Source organism: Candidatus Pseudothioglobus sp. Uisw_050_01 (assembly GCF_048085775.1).
Taxonomy (GTDB): domain Bacteria; phylum Pseudomonadota; class Gammaproteobacteria; order PS1; family Pseudothioglobaceae; genus Pseudothioglobus.
In genome coordinates, this window is record NZ_CP159804.1 from 618,734 (window position 1) to 634,690 (window position 15,957).

The 15,957-nt window shown below is 35.6% G+C and carries 20 protein-coding genes and 2 tRNA genes; 12 read left to right on the plus strand and 10 right to left on the minus strand.

What is annotated here, in order from left to right:
• Nucleotides 1-14 precede the first annotated feature (14 nt).
• Together ABXT51_RS03055 and ABXT51_RS03060 are read left to right on the plus strand one after the other, a co-directional pair.
• Nucleotides 15-1,649: a CTP synthase gene (locus tag ABXT51_RS03055; protein WP_416696079.1), complete on the plus strand. Its 1,635-nt coding sequence runs from the start codon at nt 15-17 to the stop codon at nt 1,647-1,649.
• Nucleotides 1,650-1,703: 54 nt separating this feature from the next.
• On the plus strand, nt 1,704-2,942 hold the full coding sequence (locus ABXT51_RS03060) for an NAD(P)/FAD-dependent oxidoreductase (protein WP_416696080.1): 1,239 nt from the start codon (nt 1,704-1,706) through the stop codon (nt 2,940-2,942).
• Nucleotides 2,943-2,978: 36 nt separating this feature from the next.
• On the opposite strand, the gene der is transcribed toward ABXT51_RS03060, so the two are convergent.
• From der to rpsF, 10 genes are all read right to left on the minus strand, one after another.
• Nucleotides 2,979-4,370 carry a ribosome biogenesis GTPase Der gene (gene der / locus ABXT51_RS03065; RefSeq protein ID WP_416696081.1) on the minus strand — a complete coding sequence of 464 codons (1,392 nt, stop codon included), beginning with the start codon at nt 4,368-4,370 and terminating at the stop codon, nt 2,979-2,981.
• Between the two features lie 20 nt (nt 4,371-4,390).
• Nucleotides 4,391-5,008, minus strand: coding sequence for a YfgM family protein (locus ABXT51_RS03070; protein ID WP_416696082.1), 618 nt, complete (start codon nt 5,006-5,008; stop codon nt 4,391-4,393).
• Nucleotides 5,005-6,270, minus strand: a complete 1,266-nt coding sequence (gene hisS / locus ABXT51_RS03075) for a histidine--tRNA ligase (RefSeq protein ID WP_416696083.1) — start codon at nt 6,268-6,270, stop codon at nt 5,005-5,007. The genes ABXT51_RS03070 and hisS overlap by 4 nt, the downstream gene beginning before the upstream one ends.
• A gap of 86 nt (nt 6,271-6,356) precedes the next feature.
• Complete coding sequence (locus tag ABXT51_RS03080; RefSeq protein WP_271541173.1) at nt 6,357-7,259, minus strand: 5'-nucleotidase; 903 nt, start codon at nt 7,257-7,259, stop codon at nt 6,357-6,359.
• Nucleotides 7,241-7,705 (minus strand): DUF1249 domain-containing protein, encoded by a 465-nt coding sequence (locus tag ABXT51_RS03085; RefSeq protein ID WP_416696084.1) that lies wholly within the window; start codon nt 7,703-7,705, stop codon nt 7,241-7,243. The genes ABXT51_RS03080 and ABXT51_RS03085 overlap by 19 nt, the downstream gene beginning before the upstream one ends.
• On the minus strand, nt 7,702-8,403 hold the full coding sequence (locus ABXT51_RS03090; RefSeq protein ID WP_416696085.1) for a metallophosphoesterase family protein: 702 nt from the start codon (nt 8,401-8,403) through the stop codon (nt 7,702-7,704). The genes ABXT51_RS03085 and ABXT51_RS03090 overlap by 4 nt, the downstream gene beginning before the upstream one ends.
• 33 nt (nt 8,404-8,436) lie before the next feature.
• The gene (gene dnaB / locus ABXT51_RS03095; RefSeq protein ID WP_416696086.1) at nt 8,437-9,879 is read right to left on the minus strand and encodes a replicative DNA helicase; all 1,443 of its coding nucleotides are present in this window, start codon (nt 9,877-9,879) and stop codon (nt 8,437-8,439) included.
• Nucleotides 9,880-9,954: 75 nt separating this feature from the next.
• Nucleotides 9,955-10,410, minus strand: a complete 456-nt coding sequence (gene rplI, locus ABXT51_RS03100; RefSeq protein WP_416696087.1) for a 50S ribosomal protein L9 — start codon at nt 10,408-10,410, stop codon at nt 9,955-9,957.
• A gap of 8 nt (nt 10,411-10,418) precedes the next feature.
• Nucleotides 10,419-10,676: a 30S ribosomal protein S18 gene (rpsR, locus tag ABXT51_RS03105; RefSeq protein ID WP_416696088.1), complete on the minus strand. Its 258-nt coding sequence runs from the start codon at nt 10,674-10,676 to the stop codon at nt 10,419-10,421.
• A gap of 9 nt (nt 10,677-10,685) precedes the next feature.
• Nucleotides 10,686-11,069 carry a 30S ribosomal protein S6 gene (gene rpsF, locus ABXT51_RS03110; protein ID WP_416696089.1) on the minus strand — a complete coding sequence of 128 codons (384 nt, stop codon included), beginning with the start codon at nt 11,067-11,069 and terminating at the stop codon, nt 10,686-10,688.
• Nucleotides 11,070-11,236: 167 nt separating this feature from the next.
• Between rpsF and ABXT51_RS03115 the strand changes: the two genes are divergently transcribed.
• The 10 genes from ABXT51_RS03115 to ABXT51_RS03160 all read left to right on the plus strand — a co-directional run bounded on the left by ABXT51_RS03115 (nt 11,237) and on the right by ABXT51_RS03160 (nt 15,769).
• Nucleotides 11,237-11,914 (plus strand): copper homeostasis protein CutC, encoded by a 678-nt coding sequence (locus tag ABXT51_RS03115; protein WP_416696090.1) that lies wholly within the window; start codon nt 11,237-11,239, stop codon nt 11,912-11,914.
• Complete coding sequence (locus tag ABXT51_RS03120; protein ID WP_416696091.1) at nt 11,898-12,563, plus strand: transglycosylase domain-containing protein; 666 nt, start codon at nt 11,898-11,900, stop codon at nt 12,561-12,563. The genes ABXT51_RS03115 and ABXT51_RS03120 overlap by 17 nt, the downstream gene beginning before the upstream one ends.
• Entirely contained in the window at nt 12,563-13,219 is a 657-nt protein-coding gene (gene tsaB, locus ABXT51_RS03125; protein ID WP_416696092.1) for a tRNA (adenosine(37)-N6)-threonylcarbamoyltransferase complex dimerization subunit type 1 TsaB, read from the plus strand. The genes ABXT51_RS03120 and tsaB overlap by 1 nt, the downstream gene beginning before the upstream one ends.
• A 26-nt stretch (nt 13,220-13,245) precedes the next feature.
• A complete protein-coding gene (locus ABXT51_RS03130; RefSeq protein WP_416696093.1) occupies nt 13,246-13,983 on the plus strand; it encodes a heme ABC transporter permease in 738 nt (245 codons plus the stop codon).
• Between the two features lie 2 nt (nt 13,984-13,985).
• Nucleotides 13,986-14,150, plus strand: coding sequence for a heme exporter protein CcmD (ccmD, locus tag ABXT51_RS03135; protein ID WP_416696293.1), 165 nt, complete (start codon nt 13,986-13,988; stop codon nt 14,148-14,150).
• Nucleotides 14,147-14,605: a cytochrome c maturation protein CcmE gene (gene ccmE / locus ABXT51_RS03140; RefSeq protein ID WP_416696094.1), complete on the plus strand. Its 459-nt coding sequence runs from the start codon at nt 14,147-14,149 to the stop codon at nt 14,603-14,605. The genes ccmD and ccmE overlap by 4 nt, the downstream gene beginning before the upstream one ends.
• A complete protein-coding gene (locus ABXT51_RS03145) occupies nt 14,602-15,123 on the plus strand; it encodes a DsbE family thiol:disulfide interchange protein (RefSeq protein WP_416696095.1) in 522 nt (173 codons plus the stop codon). The genes ccmE and ABXT51_RS03145 overlap by 4 nt, the downstream gene beginning before the upstream one ends.
• Nucleotides 15,124-15,279: 156 nt before the next feature.
• Nucleotides 15,280-15,552, plus strand: coding sequence for an HU family DNA-binding protein (locus tag ABXT51_RS03150; RefSeq protein WP_416653091.1), 273 nt, complete (start codon nt 15,280-15,282; stop codon nt 15,550-15,552).
• A gap of 57 nt (nt 15,553-15,609) precedes the next feature.
• A tRNA-Val gene (locus ABXT51_RS03155) sits at nt 15,610-15,685 on the plus strand.
• 7 nt (nt 15,686-15,692) lie between these two features.
• A tRNA-Asp gene (locus ABXT51_RS03160) sits at nt 15,693-15,769 on the plus strand.
• The last annotated feature ends 188 nt before the right edge of the window (nt 15,770-15,957 follow it).

Below are 15,957 nucleotides of genomic sequence, written 5' to 3' on the forward strand. Positions count from 1 at the left end.
TTTGTTAGTTTTACATGACAAAATACATCTTTATAACTGGTGGTGTTGTGTCTTCTTTAGGTAAGGGGATAGCTTCAGCATCTTTGGCTTCAATTCTAGAAACTCGAGGCCTTAACGTTACCCTTCTTAAATTAGACCCTTATATAAATGTTGATCCTGGAACAATGAGTCCATTTCAGCATGGTGAGGTTTTTGTTACCAATGATGGTGCTGAAACTGATCTAGACTTAGGTCACTATGAGCGTTTTGTTCGAACTCAACTTGGGAAAAAGAACAACTTTACGGCTGGAAGAGTCTATCAAAATGTCATAGAGCGTGAGAGAAGAGGTGATTATCTTGGCGCAACGGTTCAAATCATTCCTCATATTACTGATGAAATAAAAAAATTAATGAAGGAAGGTGTTGAAGATGCTGATGTAGCGCTTGTAGAAATTGGCGGTACGGCAGGCGATATTGAGTCTCTTCCATTTTTAGAAGCTATTCGGCAGATGAGCTTAGAACTTGGTCGTGAGAATACCTTATTCATCCATTTAACGCTTCTTCCTTATATTAAAGTAGCAGGTGAGCTAAAGACTAAACCAACTCAGCACTCTGTAAAAGAGCTTCGAGGTATTGGAATTCAGCCAGACATCCTTATTTGCAGATCAGAGTATGCACTAGAAGACTCAGATCGTAAGAAGATTGCTTTATTTACAAATGTTGCTGAGAATTCAGTTTTTATGTCTTTGGATAAAGACACTATTTACAAGGTTCCTGAAGACCTTCATGAGCAGGGTCTTGATGATGTTGTTGTGTCAAAATTGGGACTTAAATGCGGTGCAGCAGACTTGTCAGAGTGGAAGAATGTTGTTTCAAAATTAGAGAGGCCTAATCATAGCGTTGATATTGCTATGGTTGGAAAGTATATGGATTTAACAGAGTCCTATAAATCTCTATCAGAAGCACTAATTCATGCTGGAATTCATACGCAGACAAAGGTAAATATTCATTATTTTGATTCTGAAGAGATCGAAAAAAATGGTGCTGGCGCCTTAAGTAAAATGAGCGCAGTACTAGTGCCTGGTGGATTTGGATTACGCGGTATAGAAGGAAAGATTAAAGCAGTTCAGTTCGCACGGGAAAATAACATTCCTTTCTTAGGAATTTGCTTAGGCCTTCAAGTTGCTGTAATTGAGTTTGCTCGAAATATGGCGCAAATGGATGGAGCAAACAGTACAGAATTTGATGAAAATACAGATTATTCTGTGATAGGGCTTATTACTGAATGGCAAGATGAAAATGGTGAAACTCAAAAACGTGATTCAGAGTCACACTTGGGCGGAACTATGAGGCTTGGTGGTCAAGAGTGTGAGCTAGTTAAGGGCAGTCATTCTCAAAAAATTTATGGTTCAGATAAGGTAGTTGAAAGGCATCGCCATAGATACGAAGTTAATAATAACCTTATCTCTAAAGTTGAAGAGGCCGGCCTTAAAATTTCAGGAAGGTCTTCTGATGGACTGTTAGTTGAAATGGTTGAAATTAAAGATCATCCTTGGTTTGTCGCTTGCCAGTTTCATCCTGAATTTACTTCTACGCCTAGAGATGGTCATCCTTTATTTGAAAGCTTTATCAAGGCAGCAAAACAAGCTCATAATCTAATACTCTCTTAAGTTTTATTTGTATTAAACTTTAAACATTGTTAATCGTTATTAAAATTTTGTCCAATGATAAAAACTGATATAGTTATTTTGGGTGGAGGAGTAATAGGCTTATCCATTGCCCTACAGATGCTAAATACTGGCAGAGAGATAATTCTTTTAGATCCTGAAGAGCCAGGAACTGGAACCTCTTATGGTAATGCTGGAACAATAGCTGAATATGCGGTTCTTCCTGTTGGGTCTCCAGAAATTATAAAAAAACTACCATCTTTATTGTTTAATAAAAATAGTCCTATTTCTGTAAAGCGCTCTGAAATTCTCTCATTAGCACCATGGCTGATTAGATTTTTGTACCAATCTATGCCCAAGCAAGCTGCTAAAAACGCCCAGGCAATTACAGATCTTTTAGCAAATTCACGACTTCGTTGGGAAGAGCTTGCAGATCAGATAAATGGCAAATCTTTATTAAATAGGGATGGCAATATCTACTTATATAAAACAGATTCTTCCTATGAATCTGGCTTGAAGGATATTAATAATCGGAAGAAGTATGGTTTAAATGCCGAAATGTTAAACCCATCAGAGCTCAATAAGCTAGAGCCAAATTTGAATTTTTCTGAGGGTGGCGCATCTTATTTCCCAGATGGAGCTTATATGAGCGACCCTGGAAAAATGACAAAACTATTATTAGATGTAAGTATTAAAAAAGGATGTCAGGTTATTAAGAATGCAGCCAATAGAATTGAGAGGACTAGTGAAGGGGTTAAGATAACTTTAGCAGATAAATCAGAAGTTATATCCAAATACCTAGTCATAGCGGCTGGTGCATACTCCAAGAAATTTGCAAAACAGGCTGGGGACAATATTCCTTTAGATGCTGAGCGTGGATACCATGTTGAATATGACATGAAAGATCCATTATTAAATAGACCTTGTTGCTCTGCAGAGAGCGGATTTTATATGTCTCCAATGACTGGAAGATTAAGAGTTGTTGGTACTGTTGAGCTTGGAGGTCTCAGTCCAGAAATCTCTAGGCATAGAGTAAACCACTTAGAAAAAGGAGCTTTAAGTTTTTTTCCAGACCTAGGAAAACCAAGTAGGGAATGGCTGGGTTTTCGTCCATCAATTCCAGATAGTAAGCCAGTTATTTCTCAATCTAGTAAAGGTAATGATATTATTTATGCCTTTGGACATGGTCATATTGGGCTAACTTTGGCGCCAGTTACTGCAGAAATTGTTGAGTCGATTATTACTAAGTCTAAGCCCCCAATTCCAATTTCTGAATTCTCAGTCCAAAGGTTCTGATAATAATCACACCTTTAACTTTGTTACATTTCAAGTTTATTTCTTTTTAACGAATCTCATTAGGCGTTTCTTTTTTTGGACTTGTCGGGCTGAAAGAATATTCTTCCTATCTTTAAATGGATTTTCACCACTCTTATACTGGATTTTTACAGGTGTATTTGTAAGCTTTAAAGATGTAATAAAGAAATTCTTTAAAAAACGTTCATAGCTACTCGGAACACTATCAATATGATTGCCATGAAAGGTAAAAGTTGGTGGAAAAACATCTGATTGATTGACAAACTTTAATCTAAGTCGTCTGCCAGCAACAGGAGGAGGAGAGTGGGCTTTATTAGCCTGTTCTAGAATTCTATTAAGTTGTGAAGTTGGGTGTCTTCCGCCAGCATGCTCAAAAGATCTTTTAATGGGTCCAAATAATTTTCCAACACCAGATCCATGAAGGGCTGAAATATAATGAACTGAAGCATAGTTTATAAATGAAAGCTTAATATCAAGTTTTCTTTTTACTTCGCTTTTTTGATAATCATCCAAACCATCCCACTTATTAATTACTATTAAAAGTGCACGACCTTTGTCTGCTATCATTCCTAAAAGAGTAGCATCTTGTTCAGTCACGCCTTCGTGAGCATCTAAAACTAGAACCACAACATGTGAATCTTCAATGGCATCTTTAGCTTTAATAATACTAAAAATTTCAACTTTATGGCTGACACTTCTTTTGCGCCTTATTCCAGCTGTATCAATTAAGGTGTACTGCTGACCTTCTCGCTCAAAAGGGATAAAAATCGAGTCACGAGTTGTTCCAGGAAGGTCAACCGCCATAACCCTTTCTTCACCCAATATACGGTTTATGAGTGTTGATTTACCAACATTAGGTCTACCCAAAACAGCTACTGCAATTCCCTTAACTTCTGGGACTATGTCTTCTGTTGCAGCGGGAAGAAGAGGAATCGTTTTTTCAATGAGATCTGGAATTCCTTGATTATGCTCAGCTGATATAAGGCAAGGATCCCCTAGTCCGAGTTCATAAAATTCTGCAGCTGAACTTTTATTTAACCCTTCGGCCTTATTGCATACTAAGATAATATTTTTGCGGAGTTTTCTCAGCTGAGAAGCAATATCTAGATCAAGAGAAGTAACACCATCTTTATTGCTGACAATAAAATAGATTACATCAGACTCATTAAGCGCATTGAGTACTTGAGCATGTATCCCAGAATCAATAACTGATTCTTCGTGTGTCATACCGCCAGTATCAACAATTGTGCAATGAATGTCATCTTCAAGCTCGATATTCACGTATTGACGATCACGCGTTAAACCTTCAAAATCAGAAACAAGCGCCTGACGAGACTTGCTAAGACGATTAAATAGTGTCGACTTGCCTACATTAGGCCTGCCAACCAATGAGATGATGGGGTAGCTCACAATTTTCTAAAAAATTTATATTAATTCAGATCGTCTAACTTAATCTGAATTAGTTGGGTAAGGCTTGAGTTAGCAGTAATATTTTCGATTGCAAGGCTATAGTATTTTTTAGCTTCTTCTTTGTTGCTAAGATCTAAATAAATATCACCAGTAAGATTGTAAAATAGACCAGAAAATCCTTCCCCAGTATCAATATCAAGAATTGCAAGTGCTTCATTATGTTCACCAAGCTGCAAGTGAAGTGAGGCTGATCTTAAAATAGCAGTTGAAGCTATAACAACATTTTCACGACTTATTAAAGGCTTTAGGGCGTCTAGAGCAAGAGCATAATTACCAGCTTCAAATAAATATTTAGCCATTAAGAACGTTGCTTGATCAGCATAACTACTTGAAGAGTGATCCTTAATAAGCTTATCATAAGCCCCAATATTAGTGGAATCTGAAGCATAACTTAAATATAAAGTTCTAGCATTCAAAGCCTGACTATCTTGATAATCACCATATGAATTCCAGCCAAATACTCCTGCAAGACCAAGAACTGCTCCACCAATAATTTGCTTACCGTTACTATTCCACCATTTTTTAATTTTGTCGACTTGTTCTTCTTCCGTGTCGCTAATTTCTATAAAATTTTTCATAATATCTCCTGAAGATGCTGAATGATACCCTCAAGCTCAATCGATTGCTGGACTCCTTGGCCTTTTAAGGGCTTAATACTTAACTGATTATTTGATAACTCCTCTTCTCCAAGAATTAAAGCAAAGTCAGCATTAGACTTATCTGCTTTTTTCATTTGGCTTTTCAAGCTCCCCATGCTTAAGTCATTACTAAGTGTAATGTTAGGGAGTGCCTGAAGAATTTTTTTGGACAGCTTCATTGACTCAATCTGCGCTTTATCACCTAGGGTAACAAAATAGAGTTGACATCTCTTGATAACAATCTGACTTTTTTTGTCTTGAATTAGAAGAGCTATTCTCTCTAAGCCCATTGCAAAGCCAATTGCTGGTGTAGGGCTACCACCCATTTTTTCAACTAAACCATCATATCTCCCACCACCACAAATAGTGCCTTGTGACCCTAAATCGTTTGAAATCCACTCAAATACAGTTTGATTGTAGTAGTCTAATCCCCTTACAAGTTTTGGGTTAACCTCATAAGGAATATCTAGATTGTCTAAATAGGTTTTTAAAATAGTAAAGTGCTCTTTAGATTCATCATCTAAATGATCAATCATTTTGGGGGCATTTGAAATTAATAACTCAAGGTCTTTATTCTTACTATCCAAAATTCTTAAAGGATTTGTTTTTAATCGACGCAAACTATCTTCATCCAGTTGGCTTATATTTTCATTAAAAAAGGCTGTAAGAATATTTCTATAAGCAGATCGACTTTCTTTTGAACCTAGTGAATTAATTTCTAATCTTGCATTGATTCCAAGAGATTTCCAGAGTGAATCTGAAATAGATATTAATTCAGCATCAATTTTGGCATCAGAAGCTCCAAAAACTTCTGCCCCTACTTGGTGGAATTGTCGGTATCTTCCCTTTTGAGGTCTTTCATGCCTAAACATTGGGCCATTATAAAAAACCTTTTGTATTCCTTCGCGCGGCAAATTATGCTCAATCATCATTCGAACTACGCTAGCTGTGCCTTCAGGCCTTAAAGTTAAAGAGTTACCATTATTGTCTTCCCATGTGTACATCTCTTTTTCTACAATGTCTGTAACTTCTCCAATTGCACGAGAAAAAGTTTCAGTACTTTCAACAATTGGAGTGCGGCAATATTTATAGCCATAAGAGATAAGTAGATTACTAATAGTTTCATCCAAAGAACTCCAAAGGGTGGAGTCTGCTGGCAACAGATCATTCATTCCTCGAATGGCTTGGATTTTATTTGACATCAGTAAACTTTAAATAATAATAATTCGTATTTTACCAATTAAATCTCATGGTGAGTTTAAGCAATAATTAAGTTCTATTTAAAATGCTATAAATTTTTAATTCCACTTGGGACATGACCAGTAGAAACATACTGAGATGCTGAGTCACAATGCTGCTGCTGATCATCAAAGAAAATATCTGCTCCAAACTCTCTTAGAAAGACACCTTTTTCAAGACCACCAAGAAAAAATGACTCATCTATGCGTATCCCCCATTCTCTCATGGTGTGAATAACTCTTTTATGCGCTGGGGCCGATCTTGCAGTAACTAATGCAGTTCTTATAGGATTATTTTCTTCAGGAAATGTTGATTGAATTTTTTGTAAAGAGACCAGAAATGATTTAAATGGACCAGCTTTTAGTTTAATTTTTTCAGACAGGACTTCATTTTCATGAAAAGCTTCAAGACCCTTCTCTTGAAATATTTTTTCAGATTCATCCGAAAAAATAACAGCATCCCCGTCAAAGGCAATTCTGAGTTGTGAGGGATGACTATGGTTTGATTTTGACTCAATAATTGATGCAGCTGCATAGCCTGATTTTAAAGCTTTTTGAACATCATTATAGTTACTAGACAGAAACAAGTCCGCTTCAAAGGCACCAACAAAAGGGTGGGTACTTTCACCACGAGTAAAGGCTGCTCTTGAAATATTTAAACCATAATGCTCGATTGAGTTAAAAATTCTTAGGCCTGTATCAGCACTATTTCTTGAAAGTAAGATGACATCAATTGGCGTTGTTTTACTATTTAATTTAAGTAACTTTTTAACCAAAGTAAACCCTACGCCTGGTTCAAGAACTACTTGCTCATTTTCTTGTTGGTGTTTTGCGTATGCCTTTATGCCTTCATTTTTAAAAATTTGGTGTGAGTAATCAAGATTAAACAATGCCCTTGAGGAGATTGCAATGACTAATTTTGTGCTTTCAGTTTTTATTTGCTTTTTGACCATTCAGCACCATTGTACCTTTCCAAACAATAATCTAGCCACCTTAGCATGAAGAGATTAAGCTCTAATTGAAAGGCTAAATCACTACAGTCAGTAATTAAAGGATGAGAGTCATTAATTCTTGTTTCTTTGCAGATTGAGGTAACCTCTAAAAGTCTTGCATCAAAATAAATCTTGAAACAAATATCTGGCCGATTAATAATTATCTCTTGAGACTTAATCTTGTGAGTTAATGTATATGTACCAGTATACGGGGCCTTATTATGACATAGTAAAAACAGGTCATTAGATGGTTTTTTTATTCCAACAAAGTCATCCTTAATAGAAGGTAGAAGAGGTATAAGTCTAGAAATTTTTTTAAAGTTAAGTTCAAAAATGTCAGATATATTTGAGTAAGTTACTTTTTTTTGGTTATAAATTAATTTATTAAGTATTTGATCGTTTGTCATAGCCACACCGTCTCACAATTAATCTCACCTTTATCACTCAAATTGAAGTGGTTATAGCCAATCATTTCAGGGCCATTAAATTGAAGAGTAGTCGATGGACATGAAAAGAGTTTTACATTATTCCTATTGAATTCAGAGCTTTGATGAGCATGACCCCAAATAATCGCTTTAATGTTACTAAACTTATCTATAGTATGAAAAAAATCATCTGAATTTTCTAAGGATTTTTTATCATCCCAATCACTTTCCATAGAAATTGGTGGATGATGAAGGCAAAGAACAATAAATTTTTTAGTCGAAGAGAGAATTTTTTTAGTAAGTAATTCAAGTTCAGCTTTTTTTATAAAGCCACTAGTTTTATTTTTTTGAACAGAATCTATAGAAATTATTTCCCAGTCAGCAACTGTTAGTTTTGATAAATAATGCTCACTAAATGCTAAGAATAAATTCAATTGATTGTCATGGTTTCCAGGAAGAATGACTAGATTATCACTAATTGGGTGAATTATATCTTTAAGAATTGAGTAGGAAGAAGCAGTTCCATTATGAGCCAGGTCGCCACTAATTATTAGTGCGTTATAATTTCTATTAGAAATACTATTGACTATAGAGTTTAAATTTTTTTGAGAGTCAATACCCCATACATTTTTTTCATCATCTATGTGACAATCACTGATTTGAATAAAGGAGTTGTTCATGGAATCTCGTTTGAAAGATTTTTTAAAGATGCTTTAGAAGTCGCCTTGATCAAAATTTGTCATATTTTTAACATAGGATGCGTCCATTTGATCATCACTTACACCCTGAAATCTATCTTCAAAGGCTAAATCTTCAAATTTAGAATACTGACCTACAAAGGCTAGTTTTATATTACCAGTCGCACCATTTCTATGCTTCGCTATTCTTAAATCAGCTTTTCCCACTTCTTCTGGGTTAGTATAAGCATCATCATGATAAACTTCATCACGATATATAAATCCAATAATATCAGCATCTTGCTCAATGGAGCCAGATTCACGTAAATCAGCCATTTGAGGTATTCTTCCTTTACCAGTTTTTGTGCGAGACTCTACACCTCGATTAAGCTGAGAGAGTGCAATCACTGGAACATTAATTTCTTTAGCAAGTGCTTTTAATGAGCGTGAAATTTCTGAGATTTCTTGAACTCTATTTTCTGATTTTCCATGAACAGTCATTAATTGCAAGTAATCTATCATGATCAAGCCAAGGTCAGGATATTTTCTTTTGAGTCTTCTACATTTTGCGCGAATTTCAGTCGGGGTGATTGAAGGCGTTTCATCAATCAAAATTGTATTCTCTTCAAAAGCTCTTACTGCATGATTAAAGCTATTCCAATCAATTTCAGACATGTCACCATCACGTAACTTGCTAGAGTCTATTCGTCCAAATGATGAAATCATCCTTATTACTAATTGTTCCATCGGCATTTCAAGACTAAAAACCGCAACAGGCGTTGAATTATGAATAGCTACATGCTCTACAATATTCATTGATAGGGCTGTTTTACCCATACTTGGCCTTCCTGCAATAATAATAAGGTCACCATTTTGGAGTCCTGATGTTAATTTATCTAATTCAGAAAAACCAGTCTCAGTTCCCTTAAAGCCTTTCTTTTCTTGCATTTCATGAACGCGATTAACAACATCTTTGATAATATCTTTTACATTTGTAATTTCTTGTTTGTTACGACTTACCTGTTCTGCAATTTCAAAGATTTTTCTTTCAGATAAATCTAGTAAATTGTTTACTTCGATATCTTTTGGGTGGAAGGCAGTATCAGCTAGCTCTCTTCCAATCTTTATTAATTGTCTAAAGATTGAGAGCTCTCTTACATGCTTGGCGTAAGCATCAATGTTTGAAACGCTCGGTGTGTTTTCTGCGATTTGAGCTAAATAAGCAAAACCACCAATAGATTCCTCGTCATGTGTCTTAATAACCTGTTCTTTAACGGTAAGAATGTCTGCGGGCTTATCGTGTTCAAGAAGCATAACTATTGCGTCATAGATGATACGATGAGAGGCTTGATAGAAATCATCAGAGCTAATTATGTTAACTACATTATCCCAGGAATCATTATGTAATAAAAGGCCACCCAGAACTGATTGCTCAGAGTCAATTGAATTTGGTGGTATTTTTGGGTTTTCAATATCCATTAGTAGAGTTTAGAAAAATAAAAAGCCCTCAAAAAGGGCTTTTTATTTTAACTTACTTATGTGATTTAAATTAACTTATTCTGCTTCAGTCGCAGCGATAACTATTACTTTAACTGTTACAACAACTTCTGCATAAAGAGAAACTGTTACTTCATATTCACCTATATTTCTTATGGCTTCAGGCATATTAATGTCTCTTTTTTCAACCTTAAAGCCTTGTGCAAGAAGATTTTCAGCAATATCGGCTGGACTAACAGAGCCGTAAAGTTTTCCTTCTTCACCTGCATTTGCTGTAATTGTACATACAACATCTGACATGGCAGTTTCTTTTGATTGAGCATCTGTCATTGCTGCAAGTTCTTTAGCTTCAAGATCTGCACGTATTGTTTCAAAAGTAGCCATATTAGCTTTATTTGCTGGCTTAGCTTTACCCTGAGGGATTAAATAGTTTCGTGCGTATCCAGACTTAACATTTGCAATATCACCAAGGTTCCCTAATTTTTCATTTTTTTCTAATAAAATTACTTTCATGAGGCCTCCTATTTTTTGTGTTTGTCAGTGTATGGAATTAACGCCAAGAATCTAGCTCGTTTAATCGCAGTAGTAAGCTGTCTTTGGAATCTAGCGGTTGTACCAGTTATTCTTGATGGAGTGATTTTTCCACTCTCGTCAATGTTTCTTAGTAAAGTTTCGATATCTTTATAATCAATTTCCTTGACACCAGCTTTTGTAAAACGACAAAAACGGTTGATAGGGATTTGAAATTTACGTCTTTTAGTTACTTGTTTTTTAGCCATTACAATCTCCTATTTCTTGTCAGCAACACGATCTTTGGTTTTGTCTTTACCATGATCTTTATCTTTGTCTTTGTCAGATTCTGTAACCATAATTGATGGATTAGTGATAGCCTCTTTTTTAGAAATTATTAAGTTTCTAAGAATAGCATCATTGAATCGGAAGTTATAGTTCAATTTATCGAGAGTATCTTTGTCACACTCAATATTCATCATTAAATAATGTGCTTTATAGATTTTATCGATTGGGTAGGCGAGGTGTTTGCGACCCCAGTCTTCATCTCTGTGGACCATGCCACCACCTGAAGTGATTAGTTCTTTGTATTTTTCAATCATTGTCGTTGCCTGAGAACTTTGATCAGGGTGGACAATGAGGGTTATTTCATAATGTCTCATTAACATCTCCTTATGGGTTAAAAAAGCTTGCCAACGTAAGCTGATCAAGCAAGGAAGGGTGTATTTTATACTACTTAATCTATATTTATCAATTATTTGCTGTTGTTATCGTATTATGTAGGCATTTAGATGAACTGTTTAAAATAACTCTATTTATATTTGACTATATGGAAACTAAACTAGAAGTTTGTATTGATAACTTAGCTGGATTGGAAGCCTGTATGCAGGGCAAAGCCGATAGAATAGAGCTATGTAGCTCCCTTGTTCAAGGCGGCCTTACTCCAGAAACTTATTTAATGAGACATGCCTTAAATGCCGCTATTCCGATGCGCATGATGGTCCGCCCAAAAAGTGGTAATTTTCATTATTCATCAAGAGATCTAAAACAAATGAAAGGTGATATTGATATGGCTCGTTCCTTTGGGTTTGAAGGTGTTGTTTTTGGAGCTACATTAGTTAATGGAACTATAGACCAAGCTTTTTTAGAGCAGCTTGTCACGTATGCGTTTGGATTAAAAAAAACTTTACATAGGGCTATTGACACAGTAACTGACCCAGTTGGAGCAGTTAATATTGCTATTAATTTAGGCTTTGATTGCATCTTATCCTCTGGAGGCTTTGACACAGCTAATGAAGGTTTATTTGTCCTCAAAGAAATGCACAGCAGAGCTCTGGGTAAAATCGAAATTATGCCTGGCTCAGGTGTTAATCCAGAAAATGCTCAAAAAATTGCTAAGAATTCTAATTTTAATTGGCTTCATTCTTCTTGCTCTAGCCTGCTTGAAAATAGCCCCTTTACTGATGCTAATAAAATTATAAGTATAAAAAATGAAATCAATTATTAGTTCATGGATTAAACGAATACTTTTATTTGGTATTTTCATCTTTATTTCTTATGCTTTATATTTAAATAGCTTAGTTAAGGCTGAATTTTCTACAAATATAAAATTAGTTGAGGGTGTAATTCAAGTTAAGTATTCTTTTGATGATTATCCCAAGGACTTAGTTAATATGCTTTTGCTAGTTGAGGATCAATCATTTTTTAATCATGGTGGTGTTGACTTTAAGGAGATATTAAGAGTTTTATATGGTTACTTATTTGATGAAAAAGAGCTTAGAGGCGCAAGCACAATAACCCAACAGTTGATAAAAAACTCACTTCTCTCAAGAGATAAAACATTAACAAGAAAAACTAAAGAATCTTTAATGGCAATCTTATTAGAACTGTCATATGATAAAAAATTCATTCTTGAGAGATATATGAATACGGTATATTTAGCCCAACAAGGCTCTACTGCTTTTCATGGCTTTGCTAGTGGAAGCTTGCACTATTTTAACAAAGATGTAAGTAGTTTAAATTTAAAGGAAATGGCTACGCTTGTTGCCTTATTGAAAGGCCCCTCTTATTACAATCCTTTGAATTTTCCTGATCGCCTTAAAAAACGTGTTGAAATGATTTTGTCGATGCATAAGAACTATAAAAGAATAATTTGATGAATATACTTGCTATAGATACTTGCACTGAGGTTGCATCTGTTACTTTATATTCTTCTGGAGTGAGGACCAGTAGAGTTCTGAGTAATGTTGAAAAAAGTTCTGGACACATCCTGAAACTCTGTGACGAGGTTTTTGATGAGTCAGGAAGGCAATTAAAAGAGATTGATTTAATTACATATTCAAAAGGACCTGGCTCTTTCACAGGAGTGAGAATGTGTATTGGCGTTGTGCAGGGGCTTTCGCTTTCTTGCAGTATTCCTACTATTGGTTTTTCAACACTTGAATTGTTAGGATTTAGGGCATCTAAAATACTTAAAAAAGAGAAAATTGCTATTGCACTTGACGCTCGTATGGGAGAGGTTTACTGGGCAGTTTATGATCATGGTGCTATTAATAAAATGAAAATTTGTGGCCCTGAAGATGTTGATTGCTTAGGAGATGATTTTGTGGGAGTAGGAACAGGATGGGCAGTTCATTATGATAAATTATATACAGCCTCTAATGTTGAGGAAACTGACCTTACTATATGCCCCGAGGCATCCGAATTGGTAGATTTGTCGATTCATGCAATTGAGTTGGGTCAAAACCCAACATTTGAACTCCCACAACCAATATATTTACGAAACAACGTCGCTCAAAAATCATTAAAATAAAATCTTTTTTTTAGCTTTTTTTATTTATGTGGAAATGGATTCAAAGGCAGTCTTCTCCTAAATTTTTTTACCAAACCTGTTCCAACTTAACCCCTTGGTTTTTTTGGCCATTTATTGGTTTTTTAGTTATTGGTCTATACTGGGCGCTTATCGTTTCTCCTGCGGATTATCAACAAGGAGATGGCTACAGAATTATTTTTATTCATGTACCTAGTGCGATTTTATCAATGATGGTTTATGCAATTATGGCTATTGCTGGAGGTATTGGACTTATCTGGCAGATTAAGATGGCTGAAGTAGTTGCAAAGGTTTCAGCCCCTATTGGTGCTGCCTTTACAATTATTGCATTAGTGACAGGAGCTGTCTGGGGAAAGCCAATGTGGGGAGCTTGGTGGGTTTGGGATGCAAGACTAACCTCAGAGCTTATCTTACTTTTTTTATATTTAGCTTATATGTCTCTAAATAATGCGTTTGATAACCCAAGAACTGCCGCTAAATCAAGCTCAATCCTAGCGTTAGTTGGTTTAGTGAATTTACCCATTATTCATTATTCAGTCAAATGGTGGAATACACTTCACCAGGGTTACTCAGTTGGTACCGGTGGTTTAAAAGATCCTGATATGCAAATTGCTCTCGCACTAATGTTTATTGCTTCTATATTTCTTTATGCATTATTAGTGGCTATTAAAGCTAAAACTGAGGTTTTAATTCGTGAGCAAAATTCGCGATGGGTTCAAGAAGAAGTTACTGGAGTAGTCTCATGACAATGGTAGAGTATTTTTCCTTTCTTCCTTATGGCAAATATGCATTTTATGTTTGGCTAGCATATGGAGTTTCTGCAATAACAATTATTACTCTGTTCTTAAGTGCGAATAGGAATCATAAAAAAGCCCTAATGAGTCTTAAAAATAAGTATTCAAGAAGCCAATGACTCGAAGACAAAACCGTATGCTTCTTGTTGCACTTCTATTATTTGGCGTGTTTTCAGCTGGCTATTTAGGCATCAAAGCGTTTAATGAAAATCTATTATATTTCTATACACCAACTGATGTAGCGAATGGGAAGGCCCCAATTGGAAAAAGTTTTAGAGTTGGCGGACTGGTTGAAAAAGATAGTGTTCAGAGACGAGGCATGATGGTAAGCTTTGTTGTGACAGACAATAATAAATCAATTGAAGTAAACTATGAAGGTATTCTGCCTGATCTTTTTAGAGAGGGGCAGGGGGTTGTTACGAGTGGATCATTGACTTCAAAGTGCGTTAAAAATTGGTTTGGTAAGGGGTGCAAATATACATTTCTGGCAACAGATGTATTGGCTAAGCATGATGAAAACTATATGCCGCCTGAGGTTGCAGCGGCATTACAATCGATTGAGGCAAAAGAATGAAAAAACTAATTCCATTAATTGTATTTATTATTATTGCAGTGTTTCTGTTTTTAAGCCTTAATTCAAATCCAAGCAAACTGCCTTCTCCACTTTTAGGAAAAATGTTTCCTTCAATTCAGGGAAAAGATTTTTACACAGATGAGACTATTGCAGTTTCAAATCTACTTGCTAATAATATGACTTTAGTAAATGTTTGGGCATCGTGGTGCACTACCTGCCGAAAAGAGCATCAAATGATTATGAATATAGCAAAAAACACAAACCTTCAAATGATTGGGATTGACTACAAAGACACCAGGGAAAATGGTGCAAAGTATCTAGAAATAATGGGTAATCCTTTTGATGAAATTATATTTGATCCAACTGGTAAGATTGGAATGGATCTTGGGGTTTATGCAACACCTGAGACTTTCTTAGTTAATGAAGAAGGCGTTATTCTTTATAAGCATATTGGCGAAATTGATCAAAATGTTTGGGAAGAAAAATTCGCTATTCACTTGAAATCCATTGAAAGTTAGAGTATTTTTATTCAAATTACATATTATGCAATATTTTATTTGTATTTTTTTCTAGATATGCCTTGAGACAGGGGTTTAATGATGTATAATCCATTTTGAACGCCATAATATATTTTTGGTTTTTTTAAATTTATAAACATATAAGGATTATGAACAATGAATAAATCAGATTTAGTTTCAGCCATCGCTGATAACTCAGGTTTATCTAAGGCAGACGCAGCTCGCGCTTTAGAAGCAACAACTAGCGCTATCACTGGTGCATTAGCAAAAGGCGATTCAGTTGCCATTACAGGTTTTGGTAGTTTCCTAGTTAGAGCGCGTGCAGCTCGAAGCGGCCGTAACCCACAAACAGGTGCTACTATTCAAATTAAAGCTTCAAATGCTCCGGCATTTAAAGCAGGAAAATTATTAAAGGAATCTGTTAACTAGATAGATTTTTGTCAGTATAATATGCCCGATTCCTGAAGTGATTCGGGCATTTTTTTTGGGCGCTTAGCTCAGTTGGGAGAGCATCGCCCTTACAAGGCGAGGGTCACAAGTTCAAGTCTTGTAGCGCCCACCAAAAAATTGGAGCGGTAGTTCAGTTGGTTAGAACGCCTGCCTGTCACGCAGGAGGTCGCGGGTTCGACCCCCGTCCGCTCCGCCAATTTAGTAGTTTTCTTATAGTTTAATCCAGTTTAATAAACTTCTCAGTTCTTTGTTTTAAAGGGCTGTACTGGTTTATCCAATTTAATTGCAGTTTATTATAGTTTCTATAGTTAGATTTAAATCGTTCACATCTTGGTGATGTGAACGATTTAAATTTATTGTTGTGAACGTTTTAAGAATTTATGG

Bases quoted from the DNA above. Each gene is read 5' to 3' on its own strand.
- ABXT51_RS03150 (WP_416653091.1), top strand. From the start codon at position 15,280: ATGAATAAATCAGATTTAGTTTCAGCCATCGCTGATAACTCAGGTTTA.
- ABXT51_RS03090 (WP_416696085.1), bottom strand. From the start codon at position 8,403: ATGAACAACTCCTTTATTCAAATCAGTGATTGTCACATAGATGATGAA.
- rpsF (WP_416696089.1), bottom strand. From the start codon at position 11,069: ATGAGACATTATGAAATAACCCTCATTGTCCACCCTGATCAAAGTTCT.
- ccmE (WP_416696094.1), top strand. From the start codon at position 14,147: ATGACTCGAAGACAAAACCGTATGCTTCTTGTTGCACTTCTATTATTT.
- ABXT51_RS03115 (WP_416696090.1), top strand. From the start codon at position 11,237: ATGGAAACTAAACTAGAAGTTTGTATTGATAACTTAGCTGGATTGGAA.
- ABXT51_RS03080 (WP_271541173.1), bottom strand. From the start codon at position 7,259: ATGGTCAAAAAGCAAATAAAAACTGAAAGCACAAAATTAGTCATTGCA.
- ABXT51_RS03070 (WP_416696082.1), bottom strand. From the start codon at position 5,008: ATGAAAAATTTTATAGAAATTAGCGACACGGAAGAAGAACAAGTCGAC.
- hisS (WP_416696083.1), bottom strand. From the start codon at position 6,270: ATGTCAAATAAAATCCAAGCCATTCGAGGAATGAATGATCTGTTGCCA.
- tsaB (WP_416696092.1), top strand. From the start codon at position 12,563: ATGAATATACTTGCTATAGATACTTGCACTGAGGTTGCATCTGTTACT.
- rpsR (WP_416696088.1), bottom strand. From the start codon at position 10,676: ATGGCTAAAAAACAAGTAACTAAAAGACGTAAATTTCAAATCCCTATC.
- ABXT51_RS03055 (WP_416696079.1), top strand. From the start codon at position 15: ATGACAAAATACATCTTTATAACTGGTGGTGTTGTGTCTTCTTTAGGT.
- ABXT51_RS03085 (WP_416696084.1), bottom strand. From the start codon at position 7,705: ATGACAAACGATCAAATACTTAATAAATTAATTTATAACCAAAAAAAA.
- ABXT51_RS03060 (WP_416696080.1), top strand. From the start codon at position 1,704: ATGATAAAAACTGATATAGTTATTTTGGGTGGAGGAGTAATAGGCTTA.
- rplI (WP_416696087.1), bottom strand. From the start codon at position 10,410: ATGAAAGTAATTTTATTAGAAAAAAATGAAAAATTAGGGAACCTTGGT.
- ccmD (WP_416696293.1), top strand. From the start codon at position 13,986: ATGGTAGAGTATTTTTCCTTTCTTCCTTATGGCAAATATGCATTTTAT.
- dnaB (WP_416696086.1), bottom strand. From the start codon at position 9,879: ATGGATATTGAAAACCCAAAAATACCACCAAATTCAATTGACTCTGAG.
- ABXT51_RS03130 (WP_416696093.1), top strand. From the start codon at position 13,246: ATGTGGAAATGGATTCAAAGGCAGTCTTCTCCTAAATTTTTTTACCAA.
- ABXT51_RS03145 (WP_416696095.1), top strand. From the start codon at position 14,602: ATGAAAAAACTAATTCCATTAATTGTATTTATTATTATTGCAGTGTTT.
- ABXT51_RS03120 (WP_416696091.1), top strand. From the start codon at position 11,898: ATGAAATCAATTATTAGTTCATGGATTAAACGAATACTTTTATTTGGT.